Source organism: Paenibacillus sp. FSL E2-0178 (assembly GCF_038593005.1).
Taxonomy (GTDB): Bacteria; Bacillota; Bacilli; order Paenibacillales; family Paenibacillaceae; genus Paenibacillus_AQ; species Paenibacillus_AQ phytohabitans.
Map to the genome: position 1 here is coordinate 5,448,905 of NZ_CP151953.1, position 22,512 is coordinate 5,471,416.

At 49.5% G+C, this 22,512-nt stretch carries 22 protein-coding genes and 1 other annotated feature; of the genes, 21 read left to right on the forward strand and 1 reads right to left on the reverse strand.

Features of this window, described 5'->3' with window-relative positions; all coding sequences use genetic code 11:
* Positions 1-25: 25 nt before the first annotated feature.
* Positions 26-421 (reverse strand): hypothetical protein, encoded by a 396-nt coding sequence (locus tag MHI42_RS23650; protein WP_039298549.1) that lies wholly within the window; start codon positions 419-421, stop codon positions 26-28.
* Positions 422-632: 211 nt separating this feature from the next.
* Here MHI42_RS23650 and MHI42_RS23655 point away from each other — a divergent pair, with 211 nt between their 5' ends.
* From MHI42_RS23655 to MHI42_RS23755, 21 genes are all read left to right on the forward strand, one after another.
* Positions 633-1,721 (forward strand): PIN/TRAM domain-containing protein, encoded by a 1,089-nt coding sequence (locus tag MHI42_RS23655; protein ID WP_171720468.1) that lies wholly within the window; start codon positions 633-635, stop codon positions 1,719-1,721.
* Positions 1,722-1,815: 94 nt separating this feature from the next.
* The gene (gene ispD, locus MHI42_RS23660) at positions 1,816-2,514 is read left to right on the forward strand and encodes a 2-C-methyl-D-erythritol 4-phosphate cytidylyltransferase (RefSeq protein WP_171720467.1); all 699 of its coding nucleotides are present in this window, start codon (positions 1,816-1,818) and stop codon (positions 2,512-2,514) included.
* Entirely contained in the window at positions 2,511-2,999 is a 489-nt protein-coding gene (ispF, locus tag MHI42_RS23665; RefSeq protein ID WP_171720466.1) for a 2-C-methyl-D-erythritol 2,4-cyclodiphosphate synthase, read from the forward strand. Before ispD ends, ispF begins: the two co-directional genes overlap by 4 nt.
* Positions 3,000-3,054: 55 nt before the next feature.
* Positions 3,055-4,518: a glutamate--tRNA ligase gene (gene gltX, locus MHI42_RS23670; RefSeq protein WP_340985158.1), complete on the forward strand. Its 1,464-nt coding sequence runs from the start codon at positions 3,055-3,057 to the stop codon at positions 4,516-4,518.
* Between the two features lie 519 nt (positions 4,519-5,037).
* Positions 5,038-5,730 carry a serine O-acetyltransferase gene (gene cysE, locus MHI42_RS23675; RefSeq protein ID WP_039298562.1) on the forward strand — a complete coding sequence of 231 codons (693 nt, stop codon included), beginning with the start codon at positions 5,038-5,040 and terminating at the stop codon, positions 5,728-5,730.
* A 52-nt stretch (positions 5,731-5,782) separates the two neighbouring features.
* Positions 5,783-7,189 carry a cysteine--tRNA ligase gene (gene cysS, locus MHI42_RS23680; protein ID WP_342420846.1) on the forward strand — a complete coding sequence of 469 codons (1,407 nt, stop codon included), beginning with the start codon at positions 5,783-5,785 and terminating at the stop codon, positions 7,187-7,189.
* On the forward strand, positions 7,186-7,623 hold the full coding sequence (locus MHI42_RS23685; protein WP_342420847.1) for a Mini-ribonuclease 3: 438 nt from the start codon (positions 7,186-7,188) through the stop codon (positions 7,621-7,623). The genes cysS and MHI42_RS23685 overlap by 4 nt, the downstream gene beginning before the upstream one ends.
* Positions 7,624-7,683: 60 nt before the next feature.
* Positions 7,684-8,445, forward strand: a complete 762-nt coding sequence (gene rlmB / locus MHI42_RS23690; protein ID WP_171720461.1) for a 23S rRNA (guanosine(2251)-2'-O)-methyltransferase RlmB — start codon at positions 7,684-7,686, stop codon at positions 8,443-8,445.
* A 2-nt stretch (positions 8,446-8,447) separates the two neighbouring features.
* Positions 8,448-8,969 carry an NYN domain-containing protein gene (locus MHI42_RS23695; RefSeq protein ID WP_039298569.1) on the forward strand — a complete coding sequence of 174 codons (522 nt, stop codon included), beginning with the start codon at positions 8,448-8,450 and terminating at the stop codon, positions 8,967-8,969.
* 138 nt (positions 8,970-9,107) lie between these two features.
* Positions 9,108-9,752: an RNA polymerase sporulation sigma factor SigH gene (sigH, locus tag MHI42_RS23700; RefSeq protein ID WP_020427086.1), complete on the forward strand. Its 645-nt coding sequence runs from the start codon at positions 9,108-9,110 to the stop codon at positions 9,750-9,752.
* Positions 9,753-10,116: 364 nt separating this feature from the next.
* Positions 10,117-10,266 (forward strand): 50S ribosomal protein L33, encoded by a 150-nt coding sequence (gene rpmG / locus MHI42_RS23705; protein WP_074086515.1) that lies wholly within the window; start codon positions 10,117-10,119, stop codon positions 10,264-10,266.
* Between the two features lie 20 nt (positions 10,267-10,286).
* Positions 10,287-10,478, forward strand: coding sequence for a preprotein translocase subunit SecE (secE, locus tag MHI42_RS23710; protein WP_020427085.1), 192 nt, complete (start codon positions 10,287-10,289; stop codon positions 10,476-10,478).
* 21 nt (positions 10,479-10,499) lie between these two features.
* A complete protein-coding gene (gene nusG / locus MHI42_RS23715) occupies positions 10,500-11,033 on the forward strand; it encodes a transcription termination/antitermination protein NusG (RefSeq protein WP_020427084.1) in 534 nt (177 codons plus the stop codon).
* Between the two features lie 75 nt (positions 11,034-11,108).
* Entirely contained in the window at positions 11,109-11,534 is a 426-nt protein-coding gene (gene rplK, locus MHI42_RS23720; protein WP_020427083.1) for a 50S ribosomal protein L11, read from the forward strand.
* 81 nt (positions 11,535-11,615) lie between these two features.
* On the forward strand, positions 11,616-12,308 hold the full coding sequence (rplA, locus tag MHI42_RS23725) for a 50S ribosomal protein L1 (RefSeq protein WP_039298583.1): 693 nt from the start codon (positions 11,616-11,618) through the stop codon (positions 12,306-12,308).
* A 68-nt stretch (positions 12,309-12,376) separates the two neighbouring features.
* Positions 12,377-12,529: a sequence feature (ribosomal protein L10 leader region), on the forward strand.
* Between the two features lie 64 nt (positions 12,530-12,593).
* Entirely contained in the window at positions 12,594-13,097 is a 504-nt protein-coding gene (gene rplJ, locus MHI42_RS23730; RefSeq protein ID WP_039298586.1) for a 50S ribosomal protein L10, read from the forward strand.
* A gap of 63 nt (positions 13,098-13,160) precedes the next feature.
* The gene (gene rplL, locus MHI42_RS23735) at positions 13,161-13,520 is read left to right on the forward strand and encodes a 50S ribosomal protein L7/L12 (protein WP_039298590.1); all 360 of its coding nucleotides are present in this window, start codon (positions 13,161-13,163) and stop codon (positions 13,518-13,520) included.
* Positions 13,521-13,653: 133 nt separating this feature from the next.
* The gene (locus MHI42_RS23740) at positions 13,654-14,250 is read left to right on the forward strand and encodes a class I SAM-dependent methyltransferase (protein ID WP_039298593.1); all 597 of its coding nucleotides are present in this window, start codon (positions 13,654-13,656) and stop codon (positions 14,248-14,250) included.
* A gap of 429 nt (positions 14,251-14,679) precedes the next feature.
* Positions 14,680-18,225 carry a DNA-directed RNA polymerase subunit beta gene (gene rpoB, locus MHI42_RS23745; RefSeq protein ID WP_039298596.1) on the forward strand — a complete coding sequence of 1,182 codons (3,546 nt, stop codon included), beginning with the start codon at positions 14,680-14,682 and terminating at the stop codon, positions 18,223-18,225.
* Between the two features lie 112 nt (positions 18,226-18,337).
* Positions 18,338-21,949 (forward strand): DNA-directed RNA polymerase subunit beta', encoded by a 3,612-nt coding sequence (gene rpoC, locus MHI42_RS23750; RefSeq protein ID WP_171720460.1) that lies wholly within the window; start codon positions 18,338-18,340, stop codon positions 21,947-21,949.
* Between the two features lie 178 nt (positions 21,950-22,127).
* On the forward strand, positions 22,128-22,379 hold the full coding sequence (locus tag MHI42_RS23755; protein ID WP_039298604.1) for a ribosomal L7Ae/L30e/S12e/Gadd45 family protein: 252 nt from the start codon (positions 22,128-22,130) through the stop codon (positions 22,377-22,379).
* The last annotated feature ends 133 nt before the right edge of the window (positions 22,380-22,512 follow it).

Below are 22,512 nucleotides of genomic sequence, written 5' to 3' on the forward strand. Positions count from 1 at the left end.
ATGAAGGAGAGCGCGGGCTGCCTTGCTAGGACAAGTTAAATAATCCGAGTGTAGCGCATTTTTGCGATTCCTTAGACACAACCTCGTCCATATTAATATCGAGCAAATTGCAAAGTGCAGACATATAGAACAGCTCGCGGCCCAGTTCTGAGGCAATGACCTCCCGGCAGTTCTCACACAGTTCACCTTCAAGATGGGTTCCGGCAAGCTCTTTGGCTTGTTCAAGTCCCAAAGCCGGTTCAAAGACCTGCTTGGTTGCGTGAAGCTGAATGCAGCCGCATTCCGTAATGGATTTGACGACAGCTCGGTTGACGGATGCACTGCTCTGTCCATTCTTGGACATTACATCCAGAAGACTGCGGTGACGGAGCAGCAGTTCGGAAACTTGATCCTGGAAAGCCTGTAAACTTGGTGCGCTCATTTTCCATTCACCCCTGGGTTCGTAATTGAGTTCATTATATGCCAGGGCCTCCCCTGTTTTCAACAAGGAATAGAAGTTTACGGCAGGCTTTGCAGACCAGGAAATTAATGGCTTCATAAAAAATAACGGCTCCCCGGATTATCGTCCTAAAAATTGGAACATACTGGTGAGGTATAGATCATTTTTGGATGAATAGAAGGAGGTGCTGGTTATGTGGAAAAAGATTATTTTGACGCTTGCCGGGTTATGTGGAGCCTGGTCCGGTTATTCGCTATATCATGCGGCAGAAAGAGGGTTCCCGGAGGGCATGGGAAAACTGGGTGATAGCTTGCCCGTGGAAGGAAGCATTTTGTTTGCGGTGCTGGGTGCCATTATTTTTTTGTTTGCGGGGACGTTATGCGCGGATTGGGCGAGTACAAAACTGCAGGAGGCGGTTCAGTATTGTTCGCGTATACCGATGAGCGAACTCGCTGCAGGCGCTGCAGGGCTTACAGGAGGTCTGCTGCTGTCACTGCTGCTGTATCCAGTCATGGCCTGGCTGGGCAAGGCTGGAGAGCTGCTGCAGGTGGCAGCAACCCTGGCTCTGGGTTATATGGGCCTGCGGATCGGGCTGGAGAAGAAGGAAGAGCTGGCTTCGCTATGGACTACCGGACGCTGGGGGCGTTCCGCTGAACCGGAGGGACGGGGACCTGAGGAGCATAAGATTCTTGATACGAGTGTTATTATCGATGGCCGGATTGCCGATATCTGCAAAACGGGTTTCATTGAAGGAACCATCGTTATTCCCGAGTTTGTTCTTGAGGAGCTGCAGCATATCGCGGATTCGTCAGATCTGCTGAAGCGCAACCGCGGACGCAGAGGGCTTGATATCCTAAACAAGATTCAGAAAGAGCTGGATGTCAAAGTACTGATCTACGAAGGTGATTTCGAGGAGATTTCCGAAGTGGACAGCAAGCTGGTCAAGCTGGCTAAGGTGCTGCATGGCAAGGTTGTCACCAATGACTTCAATCTCAACAAGGTTTGCGAGCTCCAGGGCGTATCGGTACTGAATATTAACGATCTGGCCAACGCGGTGAAGCCGGTGGTTCTGCCTGGTGAGGAAATTATTGTGCAGGTGATCAAAGACGGCAAAGAACATGGACAAGGCGTGGCTTATCTTGACGACGGCACCATGATTGTCGTGGAAGGCGGCCGTGATTATATCGGCACTACGATGGAGGTTCTGGTTACCAGTGTGCTACAGACTTCCGCAGGCCGGATGATTTTTGCCAAACCGAAGCTGCTGGAAAAAGCGCAATAAGGGTAAATCAGCCCCTGGAGCGGTCTTATAGGCTTGGAAATGCCGTCCAAACACGTTATGATGGGGATATACGTGAAAGACAGGAGCCGAAAGAATGTCAAACAGTGTGGGCGCCGTGATAGTGGCGGCAGGCAGAGGGACACGAATGGGAACGGCAGAGAGCAAACAATATCTGCTGCTTCAGGGCAAACCGATTATCGTGCATACCCTGGAGGTATTCCAGAAGCACGAACTCATCTCTGAAATCGTGCTTGTCACCGGTGAAGCAGATGTGCAGCGCTGCCGGCAATGGGTACAGGCCTACAAGCTGGACAAGGTGTCTGTTGTTATTCCGGGAGGGGCTGAACGCCAGCACTCGGTACGCCGGGGACTGGGAGAACTTACGACCACCTGGGTAATGGTACATGATGGTGTCCGGCCTTTCGTACAGGGCAGTGAGATTGAAGCTTGTTACGAACGGGCCAGATCTGCCGGAGCCTCTGTGCTTGCAGTTCCGGTTAAGGATACGATCAAGCAGGTGGATGGCGAAGGCAATGTGCTGTCTACGCCGGACCGGCGAAGTCTGTGGGCGATTCAGACCCCGCAGACTTTTCGTTTGTCCGAACTGATGTCAGCCTATGACGAGGCAGAGCGTGACGGCTTCCTCGGTACAGATGACTCCAGTCTGGCGGAACGCAGCGGAATTACCGTTTCTGTAGTAGAAGGAAGCTACAGGAATATTAAGATTACGACACCGGAAGACCTGGATTTCGCTGAATTCACAGAAAGAAGCAGGGGAGAGGAACAGAGATGATCGCTGTAGGACAAGGATTTGACGTGCATCAGCTGGTGGAAGGAAGGCCGTGTATTATTGGCGGAGTGACTATTCCCTATGAGAAGGGATTACTGGGACACTCTGACGCGGATGTGCTGCTGCATGCAGTTAGCGATGCTATACTTGGGGCGCTTGGACTGGGGGATATCGGCAGACATTTTCCAGATACCGATCCTGCCTTCAAGGATGCAGACAGCCTTAAGCTGCTGGAGCATGTATGGGCGCTTGCCCGTGAACGGGGCTACCGGCTGGGAAATATAGATTCGACCATCATTGCCCAGAAACCCAAAATGGCGCCTTATATTCCGCAAATGACCGAGGTTATTGCCCGTGCACTGGATGCGGATCTCTCAAAGGTCAATGTAAAAGCGACAACTACCGAGCAGCTCGGCTTCGCCGGACGCGGAGAAGGAATTGCCGCACAATCTATTGTCTGTCTGCTCCAAGATGTGATATCATCTTGAGATGGCTGAAGTAACAACAGCCTAATTTTAACCAATATGAAGCGGAGGGAAACCCATGACGGATCAAGTCCGGGTGCGTTACGCACCGAGCCCTACGGGACATTTACATATCGGAAATGCCAGAACGGCGTTGTTTAATTACCTGTTCGCCCGCAATCTGGGCGGCAAATTCATTATCCGGATCGAAGATACAGACCTTAAGCGTAATATCGCAGAAGGCGAAGAAAGCCAGCTGAAGTATTTGAAATGGCTGGGAATGGATTGGGATGAGAGCGTAGATGTAGGCGGCGAATATGGCCCTTACCGCCAGACAGAACGTCTGGATCTGTACCGTGTCTACTGGCAGGATCTGCTGGACCGCGGCCTTGCTTACCGCTGCTATTGTACGGAAGAGGAGCTGGAAGCAGAGCGTGAGGAACAGACTGCACGCGGCGAAACCCCGCGTTATTCCGGCAGACACCGTAATCTGACGGAGGAGCAGCGCCTTGCCTATGAGGCGGAAGGCCGTATTGCCAGCATCCGTTTCCTGGTTCCGGAAGACCGTACTTATACCTTCAATGATATCGTTAAAGGCAGCATTTCGTTCAACACCAAAGAAATGGGCGACTTCGTCATCGTGAAGAAGGATGGTATTCCAACCTATAACTTCGCTGTAGCTGTAGATGATCATTTGATGGCCATCTCCCATGTGCTGCGCGGGGAAGACCATATCTCCAACACGCCGCGTCAGCTCATGATCTATGAAGCTCTTGGCTGGGAAGCGCCGCTGTTCGGCCACATGACACTGATTGTCGGCGATGACCACAAGAAGCTGAGCAAACGGAATGAATCGATTATTCAGTTTATCGAGCAGTATGACCAGCTTGGCTATCTGCCGGAAGCGCTCTTCAACTTCATCACATTACTGGGCTGGTCGCCGGAAGGTGAGGAGGAGATCTTCAGCAAGGAACAGCTGATCTCGATCTTCACTGCCGACCGTCTGTCGAAGAGCCCGGCTGTATTCGATACGAACAAGCTGGCACATCTCAATAATCACTATATCAAGCATGCCGATCCTAAGCGGATCGCGGCACTTGCTATCCCCCATCTGCAGAAGGCGGGACGTCTGCCGGAGGTTCTGAGTGATGAGCAGCAGATCTGGGCAGAAAGCCTGGTTGCGCTGTATCAGGAACAGATGAACTCCGCTTCGGATATTGTGGGGCTCTCCGAGCTCTTCTTCCGCAGCCATCTGGAACTGGAGACGGAAGCGGCACAAGTACTTGCCGAAGCCCAGGTTCCTGAAGTGCTGTCCGCTTTTCTCGCTAAAGTGGAAGCTGCTGACGATTTCAGCGCTGCCAATATGGCTGTGCTGATCAAAGAAGTCCAGAAAGAAACCGGACACAAAGGTAAAGCGCTGTTTATGCCGATCCGTGTCGCTCTGACCGGTCAGATGCATGGCCGTGATTTGAATGCGACCATCGCGCTGCTTGGCCGGGACCGGGTCATTGAACGTCTGAAATCGCAGATCAAAGGCGCATAAACCGGGGGATATGAGGGTAGAACCCCTTGTCAGCCCTGCGGCTTTTCGCTAAGATAGAAGAATATAATAACTAATAATAGCTGTGATCAGGAAAAGTACGCGTATACGGGCAATTGCCAGAGAGAATAACCGCGGAGGGAGATTTCCCTTGCAGGCTGGGAGTTATTCATTTGTCTGCCGCTGAACATGCACCTGTGAGCTGCACGGTTGAGCGTCCCTGTCTGTCAGGGGACAGTAGACTGTGTCGGGGACGTTGCCGTTACAGACGCCAAGAGGAACACCGCATGCACCTGCCGCGAAGTTAACGGCAGTCTGATTGTGCGTATGTTCAAGCAGAGTGGGACCACGGTTAAACGTCTCTGCAGCATAATGCTGCAGGGGCGTTTTTTGTTGAAATATAAGGATACCGATTGAATGCTCACAGCATACAGATGAATAGAGCAAGTGGGCTGAAGACACTATCTTCCTTTGCGCACCTGTAAACAGGAGGTGGGGAAGTCAAAGAAGAGGGGAACCGTGATGTTTAAGCATATCAAGTCGGACATTCGGGCAGTATTCGACAACGATCCCGCTGCCCGCAGCAAGTTCGAGGTTGTCTTCACCTACGCCGGACTTCATGCCATCTGGGCACACCGGATTGCCCACTCTTTTTATAAACGCCGCTGGTTTACACTGGCACGCATCGTATCGCAGATGAGCAGATTTATGACCGGAGTGGAGATTCATCCGGGTGCGGTTGTCGGAAGCCGGTTGTTCATCGACCATGGAATGGGTATAGTCATTGGTGAAACCTGTGAGATTGGTGACGATGTCATTATCTATCAGGGGGTCACACTTGGAGGGACAGGGAAAGAAAAGGGCAAACGCCATCCTACCGTCGGCAACAATGTTGTCATCGGCTCCGGTGCCAAAGTACTGGGATCGTTTAGAATCGGCGATAATTGCAATATCGGCTCCAATTCAGTGGTTCTGCGCGAAGTGCCCAGCAACAGCACCGTTGTAGGAAATCCCGGACGCGTGGTTAAGCGCAACGGGGAACGTGTATCCGACCGGCTGGATCATACCCAGATGCCGGATCCGCTGATTGATTCCCTGCGTTTCCTGCAGAAGGAAATCGAAGAGCTGCGCGAGCAGATGGGGTCCGAAGACAAGCAGAAGAAGGAACAGCGGCGGCTGGAGAGCCAGCAGTATATCGGCGATTATGAAATATAACCATATGGAGATTCAAGAGAATCCAGGGGGAACAGAAAGGATTGGGAACAGAATGGCTGTACAGATTTATAACACAATGACACGGAGCAAGGAAGAATTCATACCGCAGGAACCTGGTAAAGTAAAAATGTATGTATGCGGTCCAACCGTTTACGGCTATATGCATATCGGGAATGCCAGACCGGTTATCGTTTTTGATATGGTCCGCAACTACCTGGAGGCCCTTGGCAATGAAGTCCGCTATCTGACGAACTTTACCGATGTGGATGATAAAATGATCCGCAAAGCGGAAGAGTTGAACATTACTGTAGCTGAGGTTGCGGAAATGTTCATCTCCGCCTATCAGGAAGACCTGGCCGGACTTGGTGTAAAGCCGGCAACCATGAATCCGCGCGTTACAGAGAGCATGGACAAGATCATTGAGTTCATTAAGGAGCTTGAGGATAAGGGATATGCTTACGAGAACGGCGGAGATGTGTACTACCGGACCGGCAAGTTTGCCAATTATGGCAAGCTGTCAGGCCAGAATCTGGAGGAACTGCGCTTTGGTATCCGTGTTGAGGTGGATTCTCGCAAGGAGAACCAGGAGGATTTTGTGCTTTGGAAGGCAGCCAAGCCGGGTGAGGTACACTGGTCCAGTCCATGGGGAGAAGGGCGTCCGGGCTGGCATATTGAGTGCTCGGCAATGGTCCGCGAATATTTGGGTACAACGATCGACATCCATGGCGGCGGTGAGGATTTGAAGTTCCCGCACCATGAGTGCGAATGCGCGCAAACAGAAGTGCTGACGGGTGAGCCGCTGTCGAAGTATTGGATGCACAACGCATTTTTGAACATTGGTGATGAGAAAATGTCGAAATCACTTGGAAATGGTCTGCTTGTGAAGGATATTCGTGCACGCTTCAAAGCGGGGACTATCCGTTATTTCATGCTTTCAAGCCATTACCGCAATCAGCTGAACTTCTCGGAGGAAGCACTGCTGTCTGCTGAGAAAAGCGTGGAGCGCATCACTACGGCAGCGGGTAATGTGAAGCATCGCCTTGAACTGGATACGGACGGGGCAGAGGGAGCGGCAAGTCCACAGATCGTGGAACGCCTGGCAGCTATTGTTGGCAATTTCCATGCCAGAATGCAGGATGATTTCAATACGCCGGATGCGATTACCGCTCTGTTTGACTGGGTAAGCCTGGCCAATTTGACGCTCGCTGATAATGACGCTCATTCCGCAGACTTTGCAGCACTGCTGAAGGCTTTTGCCGAGATGAATTCAGTACTGCGACTTACTCCGGAGGCCGATGAAGAGGTTGCCAGTGAAGAGGTTGAGCGTCTCATTGCTGAACGCGCTGAAGCGCGCAAGAATAAGAACTGGAGCCGGTCCGATGAAATCCGCGATGAGCTGAATGCCCTGGGCATCCTGCTGGAAGACACTCCACAGGGAATGCGGTGGCGGCGTAAATGAGCGGGCAGTTTGATCTGAACAGCGCATGGTTCCCGTACGAACCGTCCAAGCCGGCCCGTTTGCTCTCGCCGATTGTTCTGGCGTATGCAGGAGATGCCATTTATGAAGTGGCTGTGCGGCAGTATCTGATTTCGCTGCCCAATCTGCGTCCGAATCATCTGCACCGCTCGGCAACGGGACTGGTCTCGGCCAAAGCCCAGAGCACAATTCTTGCCTACCTTGAGCCGGTGCTCACGGAGGAAGAGAAGGATGTGGTAAGACGAGGGCGCAATGCCAAGTCCGGCACAATTCCCAAAAACGCAGATGTGCTGGAATACCGCCACGCGACTGCTTTTGAATGCCTGATCGGGCATTTGTATTATACAGGACAGCAGGCGAGAATCCAGGAGCTTGTTCACAGCAGCATCGAATACATGTCGAACCGGAGCAAGTGAGTTTAAATAAGCCGCGGAGTTTATAGTTATATATGGGTACTTAGAACAGGAGACATGAACATGGAAGAATTGAGAACGGAAGAGGAAATACTGGCGGGCAAGCATTCAGTCCTTGAAGCGCTTCGTGCCGGCCGGACACTGAACAAAATATGGATCGCCGAAACTGCACAAAAGCACTTAACGGCACCTATCGTCGCTGAAGCCCGCAAAGCAGGAATTGTAATTCAGCATGTAGATAAGCGGAAGCTCGATCAGCTCGCGCCGGGAGTTCAGCATCAAGGGGTGGTTGCGCAGGCGGCACCGTTTGCCTACTCAGAGGTTGCTGATATTCTTGCGGCTGCTGAAGCCAAAGGGGAACCGCCTTTTCTTCTTTTGCTGGATGAAATTGAGGACCCTCATAACCTGGGATCTATTCTGCGTACGGCCGACTGCACCGGTGTGCATGGAGTCATTGTACCGAAACGGCGTTCTGCGCAGATTACAGCAACGGTATCCAAAACCTCTGCCGGTGCAGTGGAATATGTGCCTGTTGCACGCGTAACCAATCTGGGCCAGACGATAGACCGCCTGAAGGAACTTGGGGTGTGGGTGGTTGGAACCGATGTGGATACGGATCAGAATCTCTTCGGATCTGATATTTTCACCGGACCGGTAGCAGTGGTTATCGGCAATGAGAATAAAGGAATGGGCCGCCTTATCCGTGAAAAATGCGATGTGCTGCTGAAGCTGCCGATGGCGGGAAGAATCAACTCTCTTAATGCTTCCGTGGCAGCCGGTGTAATTATGTACGAGGTGCTCCGCCGCCGGCAAGAACAGGGATAACTATGGCAGACTGGCGCGATATACTGCTCGTGGACGGATACAACATGATCGGCGGCTGGCCGGAACTTGCGGCGCTGTCGCAGACCGGCATGCAGGGGGCACGCGACCGGCTGCTCGATATGCTGGCCGATTATCAGGCATTCTCCGGGCTGCGCGTCATAGCCGTATTCGATGCATACCGTGTGCCGGGACTTGGACGGTCGTTCGTACAGGGGAAAGTCCAGGTCTTCTTCACTAAGGAAAAGGAAACGGCAGATGAGTGCATTGAGCGGCTGGTGGGAGAATTCACTCACCGCCGCAGACAGATTTCTGTGGCGACCAGCGATTTTGTGGAGCAGCATGTTGTTTTTGCGCAAGGGGCACTCCGGATCTCGGCAAGAGAACTGAGGCTGGAGATTGAAGAGAATCATAAACAGGTTAAAAAGGCTATTGAACCGGGAAGTGTAAGCAGCACCCGTCACTCCCTGGAAGACAAGCTGCCTCCGGAAACGCGGAAACGTCTCGAAGACTGGCGCAGACAGTAATTAAGAAATGCCATAATATGTTATAGAAGATTGTTTTTGGACAATCTTCGGTTGACGTTGTAAGGTAACATAATATATACTGATCCTATATTTCGCGAAGTAACGATGTGTCTTGCGTTGCAGCCGGGGGGATTCTTGGTGAGTGTCGACCTCAAGGAATTAATGCTATCCGAGTATGATTTCATAAGTGATGAAGAAATTGTCGAGATCTTCCGTGGTGGCGACAGTGGCGCATTGGAACATTTAATCAACAAGTACCGTAATTTCGTACGTGCCAAGGCTCGTTCCTATTTTTTGATCGGGGCAGATCGTGAAGATATTGTACAGGAAGGCATGATTGGCTTATATAAGGCAATTCGTGACTTCAAGGGGGACAAGCTTTCCTCGTTCAAGGCGTTTGCCGAGCTGTGCATCACCCGACAGATTATAACTGCCATTAAGACGGCGACCCGCCAGAAGCATATTCCGCTGAATTCATACGTCTCGCTCGACAAACCCATCTATGATGAGGATTCCGACCGGACGCTGATGGATGTGATTTGCGGAACGCAGGTGCTTGATCCTGAAGAACTGATTATCAACCAGGAGGAGTTCATCGGACTGGAAGATAAGATGGCGGAGATCCTTAGTGATCTGGAACGCAAGGTTCTGATGCTCTATCTGGATGGACGGTCCTATCAGGAAATTGCTGAGGACTTGAAGCGGCATGTGAAGTCTATTGACAATGCTCTGCAGCGAGTGAAGCGTAAGTTGGAAAGATATCTGGAAGTGCGTGACAATTAATGATATAATGAACTAGAAAGGCTCGGAACTCGAGTCTTTTTTTAGTGTCCCGCAAGATTTCGGCGTGATGGAAGTGTAATTTGTTCAGACAACAGTAGGCTGCAGGTTTATACCATGGCGGAATGATCCATAATGGTAGTGAAGACAGCGAGTGATGAAGGAATACTCAAGACCAAAGATTATGTACGGCACCAGCTACACCACCCGGAATACCCAGTGCGATGGGGGAATTCTTTCGTTGACACGGGCAATGATATTATGCTAAAGTGTTTTAGGTAGGCCTAAATTCGCGGCTTTTTTTTTGAATCAATATTTGCGTCTTCTAATTTAACGGTTAGAAGTACGTCTTCGGGAGGTGCATATCATGCGGGTAATTATCACTTTGGCTTGTACAAGTTGCAAACAAAGAAACTATGCAACAACCAAAAACAAGCGAAATCACCCCGACCGCTTGGAGATGAAGAAATTTTGCAAGTTTTGTAACGAGCAAACTCCTCATCGCGAAACCAGATAGTCTTTGGAGGTGTAGTCGGCGTGAAACGTAGTTTCAAGTCTTTGTTTTCCTTTTTCACTGAGAGCTGGAGTGAACTCAAAAAGGTTCGCTGGCCTAGCCGTAAGGAACTGAAAAACTATACATTGATCGTTCTCGGTACAATTGTAGTTATCGCTCTTTACTTCTGGGTTCTGGACATCGGTATTTCCGCTGTGATTGAAGCGATTATTTAGAGAGGTCCCAGGTGGCTTGATATGGAAAAAAGATGGTATGTCGTTCATACCTATTCCGGGTATGAGAATAAGGTCAAGGCCAATTTGGAAAAACGCGTTGAGTCCATGGGCATGGAAGACAAAATATTCCGCGTTCTTGTTCCTATGGAAGAAGAGCTGGTAAACAAGGATGGCAAGAAAAAAACTGTCATGCGCAAAGTTTACCCTGGTTACGTTTTGGTCGAAATGGTTCAGACTGATGATTCCTGGTATGTAGTCCGCAATACGCCGGGCGTTACCGGATTTGTCGGTTCAACTGGTTCGGGGTCCAAGCCTACCGCTCTGCTCCCTGAAGAGGTTGAACAAATTCTGAAGCATATGGGCATGGTTGAACCTAAAGCGAAGATTGATTTCGAAATTAAGGAATCCGTACGTATTATGGTCGGTCCGTTTGCGAATTTTGTGGGCTCCGTGGAAGAGATTTTGGCAGACAAAAGCAAGATCAAGGTACATGTCAACATGTTTGGACGGGAAACCCCGCTCGAGTTGGATTTCACTCAAGTGGAGAAGATATAACAAGCGCAAGGGTTTCTTGTGGGAGAATGCTGTTTAGCATTCGAATACCACTATTTACGCAAGGAGGTGTCACTCATGGCTAAAAAAGTTATTAAAATGGTGAAACTGCAGATTCCTGCAGGGAAAGCGAATCCAGCGCCTCCAGTAGGTCCGGCGTTAGGTCAAGCAGGTGTCAACATCATGGCATTCTGTAAGGAATTCAACGCTCGTACTGCCGACCAGGCTGGCCTGATCATCCCGGTTGAAATTACAGTATTTGAAGACCGTTCATTTACCTTCATCACTAAAACTCCTCCGGCTGCTGTTCTGCTTCGCATCGCTGCAAAAGTAGAAAAGGGATCCGGTGAACCAAACAAGAAGAAAGTAGCAAAACTCGGCCGCGCAGCGGTTCGTGAAATTGCTGAAACAAAAATGCCCGATCTGAACGCTGCATCTATCGAAGCTGCAATGCGTATGGTTGAAGGTACTGCCCGCAGTATGGGTATCACAATCGAAGACTAATATGTATTCGATGAACCGGTCATTCATGACCGCAATATGTGGGAGGAATTTCCGCTAACACCACAAAGGAGGAACATTTTCATGGCTAAACATGGTAAGAAATACCAAGAATCTGCTAAGCTGATCAACAGCGAAGCAACTTACGAGCCTTCAGAAGCTGTAGAGCTTGTGAAAAAGGCAGCAACTGCTAAATTCGACGAAACCGTTGAAGCAGCAGTTCGTCTGGGTGTAGACCCGCGTAAACAAGACCAAGCTGTTCGTGGTGTTGTTGTCCTGCCTCACGGCACAGGCAAAACTCAACGCGTGCTTGTATTTGCAAAAGGTGAAAAAGCGAAAGAAGCGGAAGCTGCTGGCGCGGATTTTGTTGGTGATGCTGATATGATCAACAAAATTCAACAGGGCTGGTTTGAATTCGACGTCTGCGTAGCTACACCTGATATGATGAGTGAAGTCGGTAAACTGGGTCGTCTGCTCGGTGGTAAAGGCCTCATGCCTAACCCTAAAGCAGGTACAGTTACTTTCGACGTTACCAAGGCTGTTCAAGAAATTAAAGCCGGTAAAATCGAATATCGTCTTGACAAAGCGGGTCAAATTCACGCGCCAATCGGCAAAGTGTCTTTCAACGCTGAACAACTGAACGAGAACCTTAAATCCCTCATCGACGCTCTGAACCGTGCGAAACCGGCTGCTGCTAAAGGTGTATACCTTAAAGGCATCGCTATTTCGTCCACAATGGGACCTAGCGCTCGCGTGAACGCAGCTGCTTTCAGATAATTAAGGGTTGACTCTTTGAGTCATCTTTGATAATCTATAACAGTTGTGAACATTAAGGTGATCAATCTTGAATTCGAATATGCTTACCGTAGACAGTAGGTGCCGTAGGGCTTAATTTCCTACCGAGGTGTTGTGATAGAAACAAAAAGTAACAGGTTCGCCTGACTGCTTTCCGTTTTATCAAGCCTTCGTGAATCTGCGGAGGCTTTTCTAATGCCTGCGTAGGAACGGCGCGGATTCTCCGGAAGAATCGCCGTCACATAAATTTTCAGGAGGTGTATACAATTGGCAAATGCAAAAGTAATCCAAGCTAAACAGGATGCAGTTGATGTTGTAACTGGCAAACTGCAGAACAGTATCTCTACTGTTGTTGCGGACTACCGCGGATTGAACGTTTCGCAAGTGACTGAACTGCGTAAGCAGCTTCGTGAAGCTGGCGTTGATTTTCAAGTCCTGAAGAACACATTGCTTCGCCGTGCAACTGCAGCGGCTGAGTTGACTGATCTGGACGCTGTCCTGACTGGTCCTACAGCGATCGCTTTCAGTGAAACTGATGCGGTAGTAGCAGCCAAAATTTTGAACGACTTCGCTAAGAAGAACGACGCTCTGAAACTTAAAGGCGGCGTTGTAGAAGGTCGCGTTATCGACGCTGACCAACTGAAAGCACTGGCTGAGCTTCCATCCCGCGATGGTTTGCTGTCCATGCTGCTTAGCGTGCTTCAAGCTCCAATCCGCAACTTCGCGCTTGCAGTTAAAGCTGTTGCTGAAAAAGAAGAACAAAGCGCGTAAGCCTTTGCTTCTAGCTTCATAATCAATACCACAAACCAATTCAAATATAATGGAGGTTCAATCATGAGCAAAGAAACAATCTTGGAAGAAATTAAAGGCATGAGCGTATTGGAACTGAACGACCTGGTTAAAGCAATCGAAGAAGAATTCGGCGTAACTGCAGCAGCTCCAGTAGCAGCTGGCGGCGCAGTAGCAGCTGTTGAAGAAGAACAATCCGAATTCGACGTAATTTTGACAGGCGCTGGCGCTTCCAAAATCAACGTTATCAAAATCGTTCGCGAAATCACAGGTCTTGGCTTGAAAGAAGCTAAAGACGTTGTAGACAACGCTCCAAAAGCAATCAAAGAAAAAGTAAGCAAAGAAGAAGCAGAAGCTACTAAAGCGAAATTGGAAGAAGCAGGCGCTTCTGTAGAAGTAAAATAATTTGATTTAAGTTGGTACTGCCCCGGATATGAAGTGATTCTTTCCGGTTCTTGCAACCCCCTTGAACTTGTTCAAGGGGGTTGCTCTATAAGATATGCTTTGTATATTAGAGCCAAGTGAAAGGGAGGATTGTATGTCGCAGCATTATTACTCGCAGCAGCCGGAAGCACGTCATGACAGACGCAGCATCGATACGGTACTGAGAGGCAAAAGCCTCCGCTTTACAAGCGACGCCGGTGTTTTTTCCAAAGGGGATATTGATCATGGCAGCCGAGTTCTGATCGAAGCAATGGAAATTCCGGATGGGGCAGAGGTGCTAGATGTTGGCTGTGGTTACGGCCCTATGGGGATTAGTGCAGCACTCCTCACTCCCAAGGGACATGTGACGATGATTGATATCAACAGCCGTGCGGTAGAGCTTGCCCGCGAGAATGCGCAGCATAACGGAATCCGCAATGTTACGGTTATGGAAAGTGATGTATTGTCTGCGGTGAAGGGGCGTACATTCGATGTGATTCTTACCAACCCGCCAATTCGTGCAGGCAAGGCTGTAGTTCATGAGATTTTTGAGCAGGCACATGCGCATTTGAATGAGGGTGGAAGTCTGTGGATAGTCATCCAGAAGAAGCAGGGCGCACCATCGGCCGCCGCCAAGCTGGAAAGCTTGTTCTCGGATGTGGAAGAAGTGGGGAAAGACAAGGGTTATCGCATTATCAGAGCGAAGAAGTAAAAAAATATTAATACTTATTGACATGCAATGTTGATAGTGTTATTATTATAAAATGTCAGTATTAAGCTAGGCTCCATGTCTTTAGTTTGCTGAAATGTCAAGTGATATATTGTCGCCCGGTAAGCGCATGCCGTACGGCAGGTTTTTGCGAATTCCGTTCTCTATGTTCCTGTCACGGCGAAGGTCGCCGGGACAATAGATAATAGCGCATAAACTGTTGCTTGGTGACGTATAATACGCACGTTTTGGGCAAATCTACTGGATAAGGAGTATTTTGGCCGTGGATAGATGCGCTCTTTTTTCGAAAGATTTCGATAAGGGGCTTTTCTGTATTTATGGCTGAATCCTTGTGTTATGGTTCCATTATACGGGTCCAAACAAGGGTTCGCAATCAATTTTTAAGTGAGTAGACATGAGGGGTGAGTAAAGTTGGCAGGACATCTTGTTCAGTATGGTCGACGCACTCGGCGGAGCTATGCGAGAATTAACGAGGTACTCGAGGTCCCGAACCTGATCGAGATCCAACAAAAATCTTATGACTGGTTTTTGGAGGAAGGATTGCGGGAAATGTTCCAGGACATCTCGCCGATCCAGGATTTCACAGGGAATTTGGTACTAGAGTTCATTGATTACAGCCTGGGTGAACCGAAGTATACGGTTGACGACGCTAAAGAGCGGGACGTGACATATGCGGCTCCTCTGCGTGTGAAGGTGCGTCTCATCAATAAGGAGACCGGTGAGGTCAAAGAGCAGGAAGTGTTCATGGGAGATTTCCCGCTGATGACGGAAACCGGCACTTTTATTATCAATGGTGCGGAACGGGTTATTGTCAGCCAGTTGGTTCGCTCTCCAAGCGTCTATTTCAGCACAAAAGTGGATAAGAACGGCAAAAAAACCTACACCGCCACAGTAATTCCGAATCGCGGAGCTTGGCTGGAGCTGGAGACCGACGCTAAGGACATCATGTATGTCCGTATCGACCGGACCCGTAAGATCCCGGTAACCGTGCTTCTGCGTGCTCTAGGCTTCGGCAGTGATGCTGAAATTCTGGAACTGCTTGGCAATGATGAATATATTCGCAATACGCTGGATAAAGACAACACGGACTCCACGGAGAAGGCGCTTATTGAAATTTACGAGCGTCTGCGTCCGGGCGAACCACCGACACTTGACAATGCCAAGAGCCTATTGGTCGCACGTTTCTTTGATCCGAAACGTTATGATTTGGCCAATGTAGGCCGTTACAAAATCAATAAAAAGCTGCATATCAAGAATCGTCTGTTCAATCAGCGTCTGGCACAGCCTTTGGTTGATGAATCTACAGGAGAAATCCTGGCAGAATCCGGCCAGATGGTTGACCGCCGCCTGCTTGATGAGCTGATTCCTTATTTCGAGAAGAATGTAGCTGGCAAGAACTACCGTGTTACCGGCGGGGTTATGGACAGTGAAGATATTCCGCTGCAGACCATTGACGTATTCTCGCCAATTGAAGAAGGCCGGATTATCAAGCTGATCGCCAATGGCAACATTGACAAGTCGGTCAAGCATATTACCCAGGCTGATATTATATCCTCAATCAGCTACTTTATTAATTTGCTGCACGGTATCGGCAATACAGATGATATCGACCACTTGGGTAACCGCCGTCTGCGTTCTGTTGGTGAATTGCTGCAGAATCAGTTCCGTATCGGTCTGTCCCGTATGGAGCGCGTGGTGCGGGAGAGAATGTCGATTCAGGACGCCAATGCGATTACACCGCAGGCACTGATCAACATCCGTCCGGTTATCGCGTCCATCAAAGAGTTCTTCGGTAGTTCGCAGCTGTCCCAGTTTATGGATCAGACGAACCCGCTTGCTGAACTTACACACAAACGTCGTTTGTCGGCACTCGGACCCGGCGGTCTGACACGTGAACGCGCAGGCTTTGAAGTCCGCGACGTACATCACAGTCACTACGGCCGTATGTGTCCTATCGAAACACCGGAAGGTCCGAATATCGGTTTGATCAACTCCTTGTCTACCTTTGCACGCATCAATGAATACGGCTTTATTGAAGCTCCGTATCGTTGGGTGGATCCAAAGACTGGCAAGGTTACAGAACAAATCGATTACCTGACTGCCGATGAAGAAGATAACTATGTAGTTGCCCAGGCGAATGTACAGATTGATGAGCATGGTACATTTAAGGAAGACATGGTTATCGTCCGTTACAACAAAGATTCAGATAACATTACTACAATGCCTAGTAACCGTGTTGACTACATGGACGTTTCACCTAAGCAGGTTGTGTCGGTCGCTACGGCGCTCATTCCGTTCCTTGAGAATGATGACTCCAACCGCGCACTGATGGGATCGAACATGCAGCGGCAGGCCGTTCCGCTTCTGATTCCGAAAGCTCCGCTTGTCGGCACAGGGATGGAACATAAATCCGCTAAGGATTCGGGCGTATGTATTGTCTCCAAATATGACGGTATTATCGAACGCTCCTCTGCCAATGAAATCTGGCTGCGCCGTGTAGAGGCAGTTGAAGGCAAGGAAGTTAAAGGCGATATCGTTAAATATAAATTACACAAATTTATGCGTTCGAACCAAGGGACTTGCATTAATCAGCGTCCGCTGGCTAAACGTGGCGATATTGTTAAGAAAGGTGACATTCTTGCAGACGGACCTTCCACAGAAATGGGCGAACTTGCTCTTGGCCGTAACGTAGTCGTTGCGTTCATGACTTGGGAAGGTTACAACTACGAGGATGCGATCCTGCTGAGTGAGAAGCTGGTTAAGGAAGATGTATACACTTCGATTCATATCGAGGAATACGAATCCGAAGCCCGTGACACCAAGCTGGGACCTGAAGAGATCACGCGTGATATTCCAAACGTTGGTGAAGAGGCGCTCCGCAATTTGGATGAGCGCGGAATTATCCGTATCGGTGCGGAAATCAACGCTGGCGATATTCTTGTAGGTAAAGTTACTCCGAAGGGTGTAACTGAACTGACTGCTGAAGAACGCCTGTTGCACGCTATCTTTGGTGAGAAGGCCCGTGAAGTCCGCGATACCTCCTTGCGCGTTCCGCATGGTAGTGATGGTATTATCGTTGACGTTAAGGTGTTCACCCGTGAGAACGGCGATGAGCTGCCTCCTGGTGTGAATCAGCTGGTTCGTGTCTACATCGCTCAGAAACGTAAGATTTCTGAAGGTGACAAGATGGCCGGACGTCACGGTAACAAGGGTGTCGTTGCCCGTATTCTGCCAGAAGAAGATATGCCGTTCCTTCCGGACGGTACACCGGTACAGGTTGTCCTGAACCCGCTGGGCGTACCTTCACGTATGAACATCGGACAGGTGCTGGAAGTCCATATCGGTATGGCGGCACTGCGTCTGGGTATCCACGTAGCTACTCCTGTATTCGACGGAGCCCGTGAGTATGACGTGTTTGATACGATGGAAGAAGCCGGTATGCAGCGTAACGGTAAGACTGTGTTGTATGACGGACGTACAGGCGAGCGCTTCGAGCGTGAAGTTACTGTCGGCGTTATGCACATGATCAAGCTTGCGCACATGGTTGACGATAAGATTCATGCCCGTTCTACAGGTCCTTACTCACTCGTTACACAGCAGCCACTGGGCGGTAAAGCTCAGTTCGGCGGACAGCGTTTCGGGGAAATGGAAGTGTGGGCGCTTGAAGCTTACGGCGCGGCGTATACACTGCAAGAAATTTTGACCGTGAAATCCGATGACGTGGTCGGCCGTGTGAAAACGTATGAATCCATCGTCAAAGGTGAAAATGTTCCAGAACCGGGTGTTCCGGAATCGTTCAAGGTATTGATCAAGGAACTGCAGTCGCTGGGTATGGATGTCAAAATCCTTAGCGGTGACGAGCAGGAGATCGAGATGAAGGAACTGGACGATGAGGACGAGACGTCAGGCGACAAGCTGAGCCTCAATTTAGAAGGCGCAGAAGTCGGCATAGAGTAGTTCACCAGCAAGAAACTAATTTCATTACACAAAGGACCGCGCCCTCTGTTGACTTACCGTCAAGAGAGGGCTGTGGTACTAAATCAGGATATAGGTTAAGGAGGGTTGCTCCTTGTTGGACGTTAACAATTTTGAATTTATGAAAATCGGGCTCGCTTCCCCGGAAAAAATTCGTTCTTGGTCCCGCGGAGAAGTAAAAAAACCGGAAACCATTAACTATCGTACTTTGAAACCGGAAAAAGAGGGTCTTTTTTGCGAACGCATCTTTGGACCGCAAAAGGACTGGGAATGTCACTGTGGTAAATACAAACGCGTCCGTTATAAGGGTGTTGTGTGCGACCGCTGCGGCGTGGAAGTTACCCGCGCTAAAGTCCGCCGCGAACGTATGGGCCACATCGAGCTGGCAGCTCCGGTATCTCATATCTGGTATTTCAAAGGTATTCCGAGCCGTATGGGTCTGGCACTGGATATGTCTCCAAGATCGCTCGAAGAGATTATCTACTTTGCATCTTATGTTGTAACCGATCCGGGTGAAACTCCTCTGGAGAAGAAACAACTGCTGTCTGAAAAAGAATACCGCAGCTACCGTGAGAAATACGGCTACGGGTTCCAGGCTGGCATGGGTGCTGAAGCCGTCAAAAAACTGCTTCAGGATATCGATATCGATAAAGAACTGGAATTCCTCAAAGAAGAGCTGCGCACGGCCCAAGGCCAGCGCCGTAACCGGGCGATCAAACGTCTGGAAGTTATTGAGGCTTTCCGCAACTCCGGCAACAAGCCAGACTGGATGATCATGGATGTGCTCCCGGTTATTCCTCCGGAGCTTCGCCCTATGGTTCAGCTCGATGGCGGCCGTTTTGCTACGTCTGACCTTAATGACCTGTACCGCCGCGTAATTAACCGTAACAACCGTCTGAAGAGACTGCTGGATCTCGGCGCTCCTGATATTATCGTGCAGAATGAGAAACGGATGCTCCAGGAAGCTGTTGATGCCCTGATCGACAATGGCCGCCGCGGCCGTCCTGTAACAGGTCCTGGTAACCGTCCGCTCAAATCGCTCAGCCATATGCTGAAAGGTAAACAAGGACGTTTCCGCCAGAACTTGCTCGGTAAGCGCGTTGACTATTCCGGACGTTCCGTTATCGTCGTAGGACCTTACCTCAAGATGTACCAATGCGGTCTTCCGAAGAAGATGGCGCTGGAACTCTTCAAACCGTTTGTAATGAAAGAATTGGTTAACAAGGGCCTTGCCCACAACATCAAGAGCGCGAAACGTAAGGTTGAGCGCGTAAGTCCTGAGGTCTGGGATGTACTTGAAGAAGTAATCAGAGAGCATCCGGTTCTGCTGAACCGTGCCCCTACGCTGCACAGACTGGGTATACAGGCGTTTGAACCGATTCTGGTAGAAGGTCACGCGATCCGTCTTCACCCGCTCGTATGTACGGCTTACAATGCCGACTTTGACGGTGACCAGATGGCGGTACACGTTCCTCTATCCGCTGAAGCTCAAGCTGAAGCCCGTATCCTCATGCTGGCGTCCGGTAACATCCTGAACCCTAAAGATGGTAAGCCGGTTGTTACTCCTTCCCAGGATATGGTCCTTGGTACGTTCTATCTGACGATGGATAACAATGAAGAAAAAGGAACAGGCATGATTCTGCGTACCGTGAACGAGGCTGTTTCAGCTTACCAACGCGGAACCGCTGGTCTGCATGCGCGTGTTGCTATTCCTGTTAAGGCACTGGGTAAAACCAACTTTACAGAAGCGCAGCAGAATGCATTGCTGATTACAACGGTAGGTAAGATTATCTTCAACGAAATCTATCCAAGCAGCTTCCCATACATCAACGAAGCTACCAAAACAAACCTGCTGCAGGGTACACCGGAAAAGTACTTCATCTATGAAAAAGGCGCGAATATCCGCGAACTGATCATGGCTGCTCCGGAAGCAAGTGCTGTAGGTAAAGAATATCTGGGCCTCATTATTGCCCGCTGCTTCGAAACCTATCACACTACCAAAACTTCTGTGATTCTGGATAAAATTAAGCAACTCGGCTTTACGTACTCTACACGTTCCGGTGTTACGGTTGCCGTATCAGACGTTATCGTGCCAGAGGAAAAAGCTACAATTCTTAAAGAATCCGAAGCCAAGGTTGATGTAGTTGCGAATCAATACCGCCGTGGTCTGATTACGAATGATGAACGTTATGACCGTGTTATCGAGATCTGGTCGAAGACTAAGGATGAACTTACGAACGTCCTGCTGAAATCGATGGACCGTTTCAACTCCATCATGCTCATGGTCGACTCCAAAGCGCGTGGTAACAAATCGCAGATTACTCAGCTTGGTGGTATGCGTGGTCTGATGGCTACACCTTCGGGCCGGATTTTCGAATTGCCAATCAAAGCGAACTTCCGTGAAGGTCTGACTGTCCTCGAGTACTTTATCTCCACTCACGGAGCGCGTAAAGGTCTGGCCGATACAGCGCTGCGTACAGCGGATTCCGGGTACTTGACACGCCGTCTCGTTGACGTGGCGCAGGACGTAATCGTTCGTGAAGAAGATTGCGGTACCGATAAAGGCTTCACCGTCAGCCGGATTCAAGATGGGAAGGAAGTTATCGAGGATCTCTACGACCGTATTGAAGGCCGGTATTCCTTCGAGACTGTCCGTCATCCGGAGACGAAGGAAATCATCGTTCACCGTAACGATCTGATTGACTCCGACAAGGCTGAAGAAATTGTGAATTCCGGTATTACGAAGCTCCAGATCCGCTCTGTATTGAGCTGCCGTGCCCGTCACGGTGTCTGTAAGAAATGCTACGGACGTAACCTGGCAACAGGTAAATTCGTGGAAATCGGGGAAGCTGTCGGTATTATTGCCGCACAATCCATCGGTGAACCAGGAACACAGCTTACCATGCGTACGTTCCATACCGGCGGTGTTGCCGGAGATGATATCACGCAAGGTCTGCCGCGTATCCAGGAGTTGTTTGAAGCCCGTAACCCTAAAGGTCAGGCTACAATCAGTGAAATTGACGGGGTAGTTAAGGAAATCCGTGAAACCAAGGACCGTCGTGAAATTGAAGTCCAGGGTGAAGCTGAGTCCAAGACGTATTCCATCACTTACGGTTCCCGTCTGCGTGTCAGTGAAGGCCAGGAGATTGAAGCCGGCGATGAATTGACAGACGGTTCTATCGACCCTAAAGAAATGCTGCGTATCAAAGGGATCCGCGGGGTACAGAACTACATTCTGCAAGAAGTACAGCGTGTATACCGTAACCAGGGCGTTGAAATCAATGATAAGCACATTGAAGTTATGATTAAGCAGATGCTGCGCAAAATCCGTATTATCGATGCTGGAGATACCACTCTCCTGCCGGGTGCTTTTGCGGATATTCATGAATATGAAGCAGCCAACAAGGAAGCTATCCTGTCTGGTAAAGAACCTGCAGTTGCCAAACCGGTACTGCTCGGTATTACCAAAGCCTCTCTGGAAACAGACTCCTTCCTGTCTGCGGCCTCTTTCCAGGAAACTACCCGTGTCTTGACGGATGCAGCAATTAAGGGTAAAGTGGATAAGTTGCTCGGTCTTAAAGAAAATGTTATCATCGGTAAGCTGATTCCTGCAGGTACAGGTATGAATCGTTACCGTAATGTTAAGCTTAGTGATCCGAATGAAGAAAGCAAGCAAGCCGCTTTAGAAACGGTTCCAGCTGAGTAATAAATAATCATCGCATTCAGCATTCGCGTCACGTGATAACCTTGCGTGACGCGGCTGTCTGTTATGAATATTAATAAAATTATTGCTGTTTTTCTTGACATCGTGTGCTGAGGATGCTAATATGTCTAAGGTGCGTGAGTAGCCTTGTCATTCTTGTTCAGTGGAGGTAATGTTTTTCATGACTGATGATAGAGGGTTACAGGATGCTCAGGTCAAGATCGGTTCCAAACAAACCGTCAAGGCGGTGGAGTTGGGCCAAGCCGCAGAAGTCTATGTGGCGGAGGACGGAGATCAACGGCTTACTTCCAGAATTGTTATGCTTTGCGGCAAACAAGGTGTGAAGGTCACATATGTGGACACCATGCTGAATTTGGGCAAGGCCTGCGGTATAGAAGTTGGTGCTGCTATGGCAGCCGTCTTAAAACAATAGCAACAAGAGAACGTTTTTGTACCGGGGTACACTTCGGCAGCAAGGACTTTTCATTTGTCTTTTTATGAACCACCTGGGTCTGTGGACTTAATGTTTGTAAATTGACTATCATTTCAGGAAGGGGGTGGCACAA

Bases quoted from the DNA above. Each gene is read 5' to 3' on its own strand.
- MHI42_RS23650 (WP_039298549.1), bottom strand. From the start codon at position 421: ATGAGCGCACCAAGTTTACAGGCTTTCCAGGATCAAGTTTCCGAACTG.
- MHI42_RS23655 (WP_171720468.1), top strand. From the start codon at position 633: ATGTGGAAAAAGATTATTTTGACGCTTGCCGGGTTATGTGGAGCCTGG.
- ispD (WP_171720467.1), top strand. From the start codon at position 1,816: ATGTCAAACAGTGTGGGCGCCGTGATAGTGGCGGCAGGCAGAGGGACA.
- ispF (WP_171720466.1), top strand. From the start codon at position 2,511: ATGATCGCTGTAGGACAAGGATTTGACGTGCATCAGCTGGTGGAAGGA.
- gltX (WP_340985158.1), top strand. From the start codon at position 3,055: ATGACGGATCAAGTCCGGGTGCGTTACGCACCGAGCCCTACGGGACAT.
- cysE (WP_039298562.1), top strand. From the start codon at position 5,038: ATGTTTAAGCATATCAAGTCGGACATTCGGGCAGTATTCGACAACGAT.
- cysS (WP_342420846.1), top strand. From the start codon at position 5,783: ATGGCTGTACAGATTTATAACACAATGACACGGAGCAAGGAAGAATTC.
- MHI42_RS23685 (WP_342420847.1), top strand. From the start codon at position 7,186: ATGAGCGGGCAGTTTGATCTGAACAGCGCATGGTTCCCGTACGAACCG.
- rlmB (WP_171720461.1), top strand. From the start codon at position 7,684: ATGGAAGAATTGAGAACGGAAGAGGAAATACTGGCGGGCAAGCATTCA.
- MHI42_RS23695 (WP_039298569.1), top strand. From the start codon at position 8,448: ATGGCAGACTGGCGCGATATACTGCTCGTGGACGGATACAACATGATC.
- rpmG (WP_074086515.1), top strand. From the start codon at position 10,117: ATGCGGGTAATTATCACTTTGGCTTGTACAAGTTGCAAACAAAGAAAC.
- nusG (WP_020427084.1), top strand. From the start codon at position 10,500: ATGGAAAAAAGATGGTATGTCGTTCATACCTATTCCGGGTATGAGAAT.
- rplK (WP_020427083.1), top strand. From the start codon at position 11,109: ATGGCTAAAAAAGTTATTAAAATGGTGAAACTGCAGATTCCTGCAGGG.
- rplA (WP_039298583.1), top strand. From the start codon at position 11,616: ATGGCTAAACATGGTAAGAAATACCAAGAATCTGCTAAGCTGATCAAC.
- rplL (WP_039298590.1), top strand. From the start codon at position 13,161: ATGAGCAAAGAAACAATCTTGGAAGAAATTAAAGGCATGAGCGTATTG.
- MHI42_RS23740 (WP_039298593.1), top strand. From the start codon at position 13,654: ATGTCGCAGCATTATTACTCGCAGCAGCCGGAAGCACGTCATGACAGA.
- MHI42_RS23755 (WP_039298604.1), top strand. From the start codon at position 22,128: ATGACTGATGATAGAGGGTTACAGGATGCTCAGGTCAAGATCGGTTCC.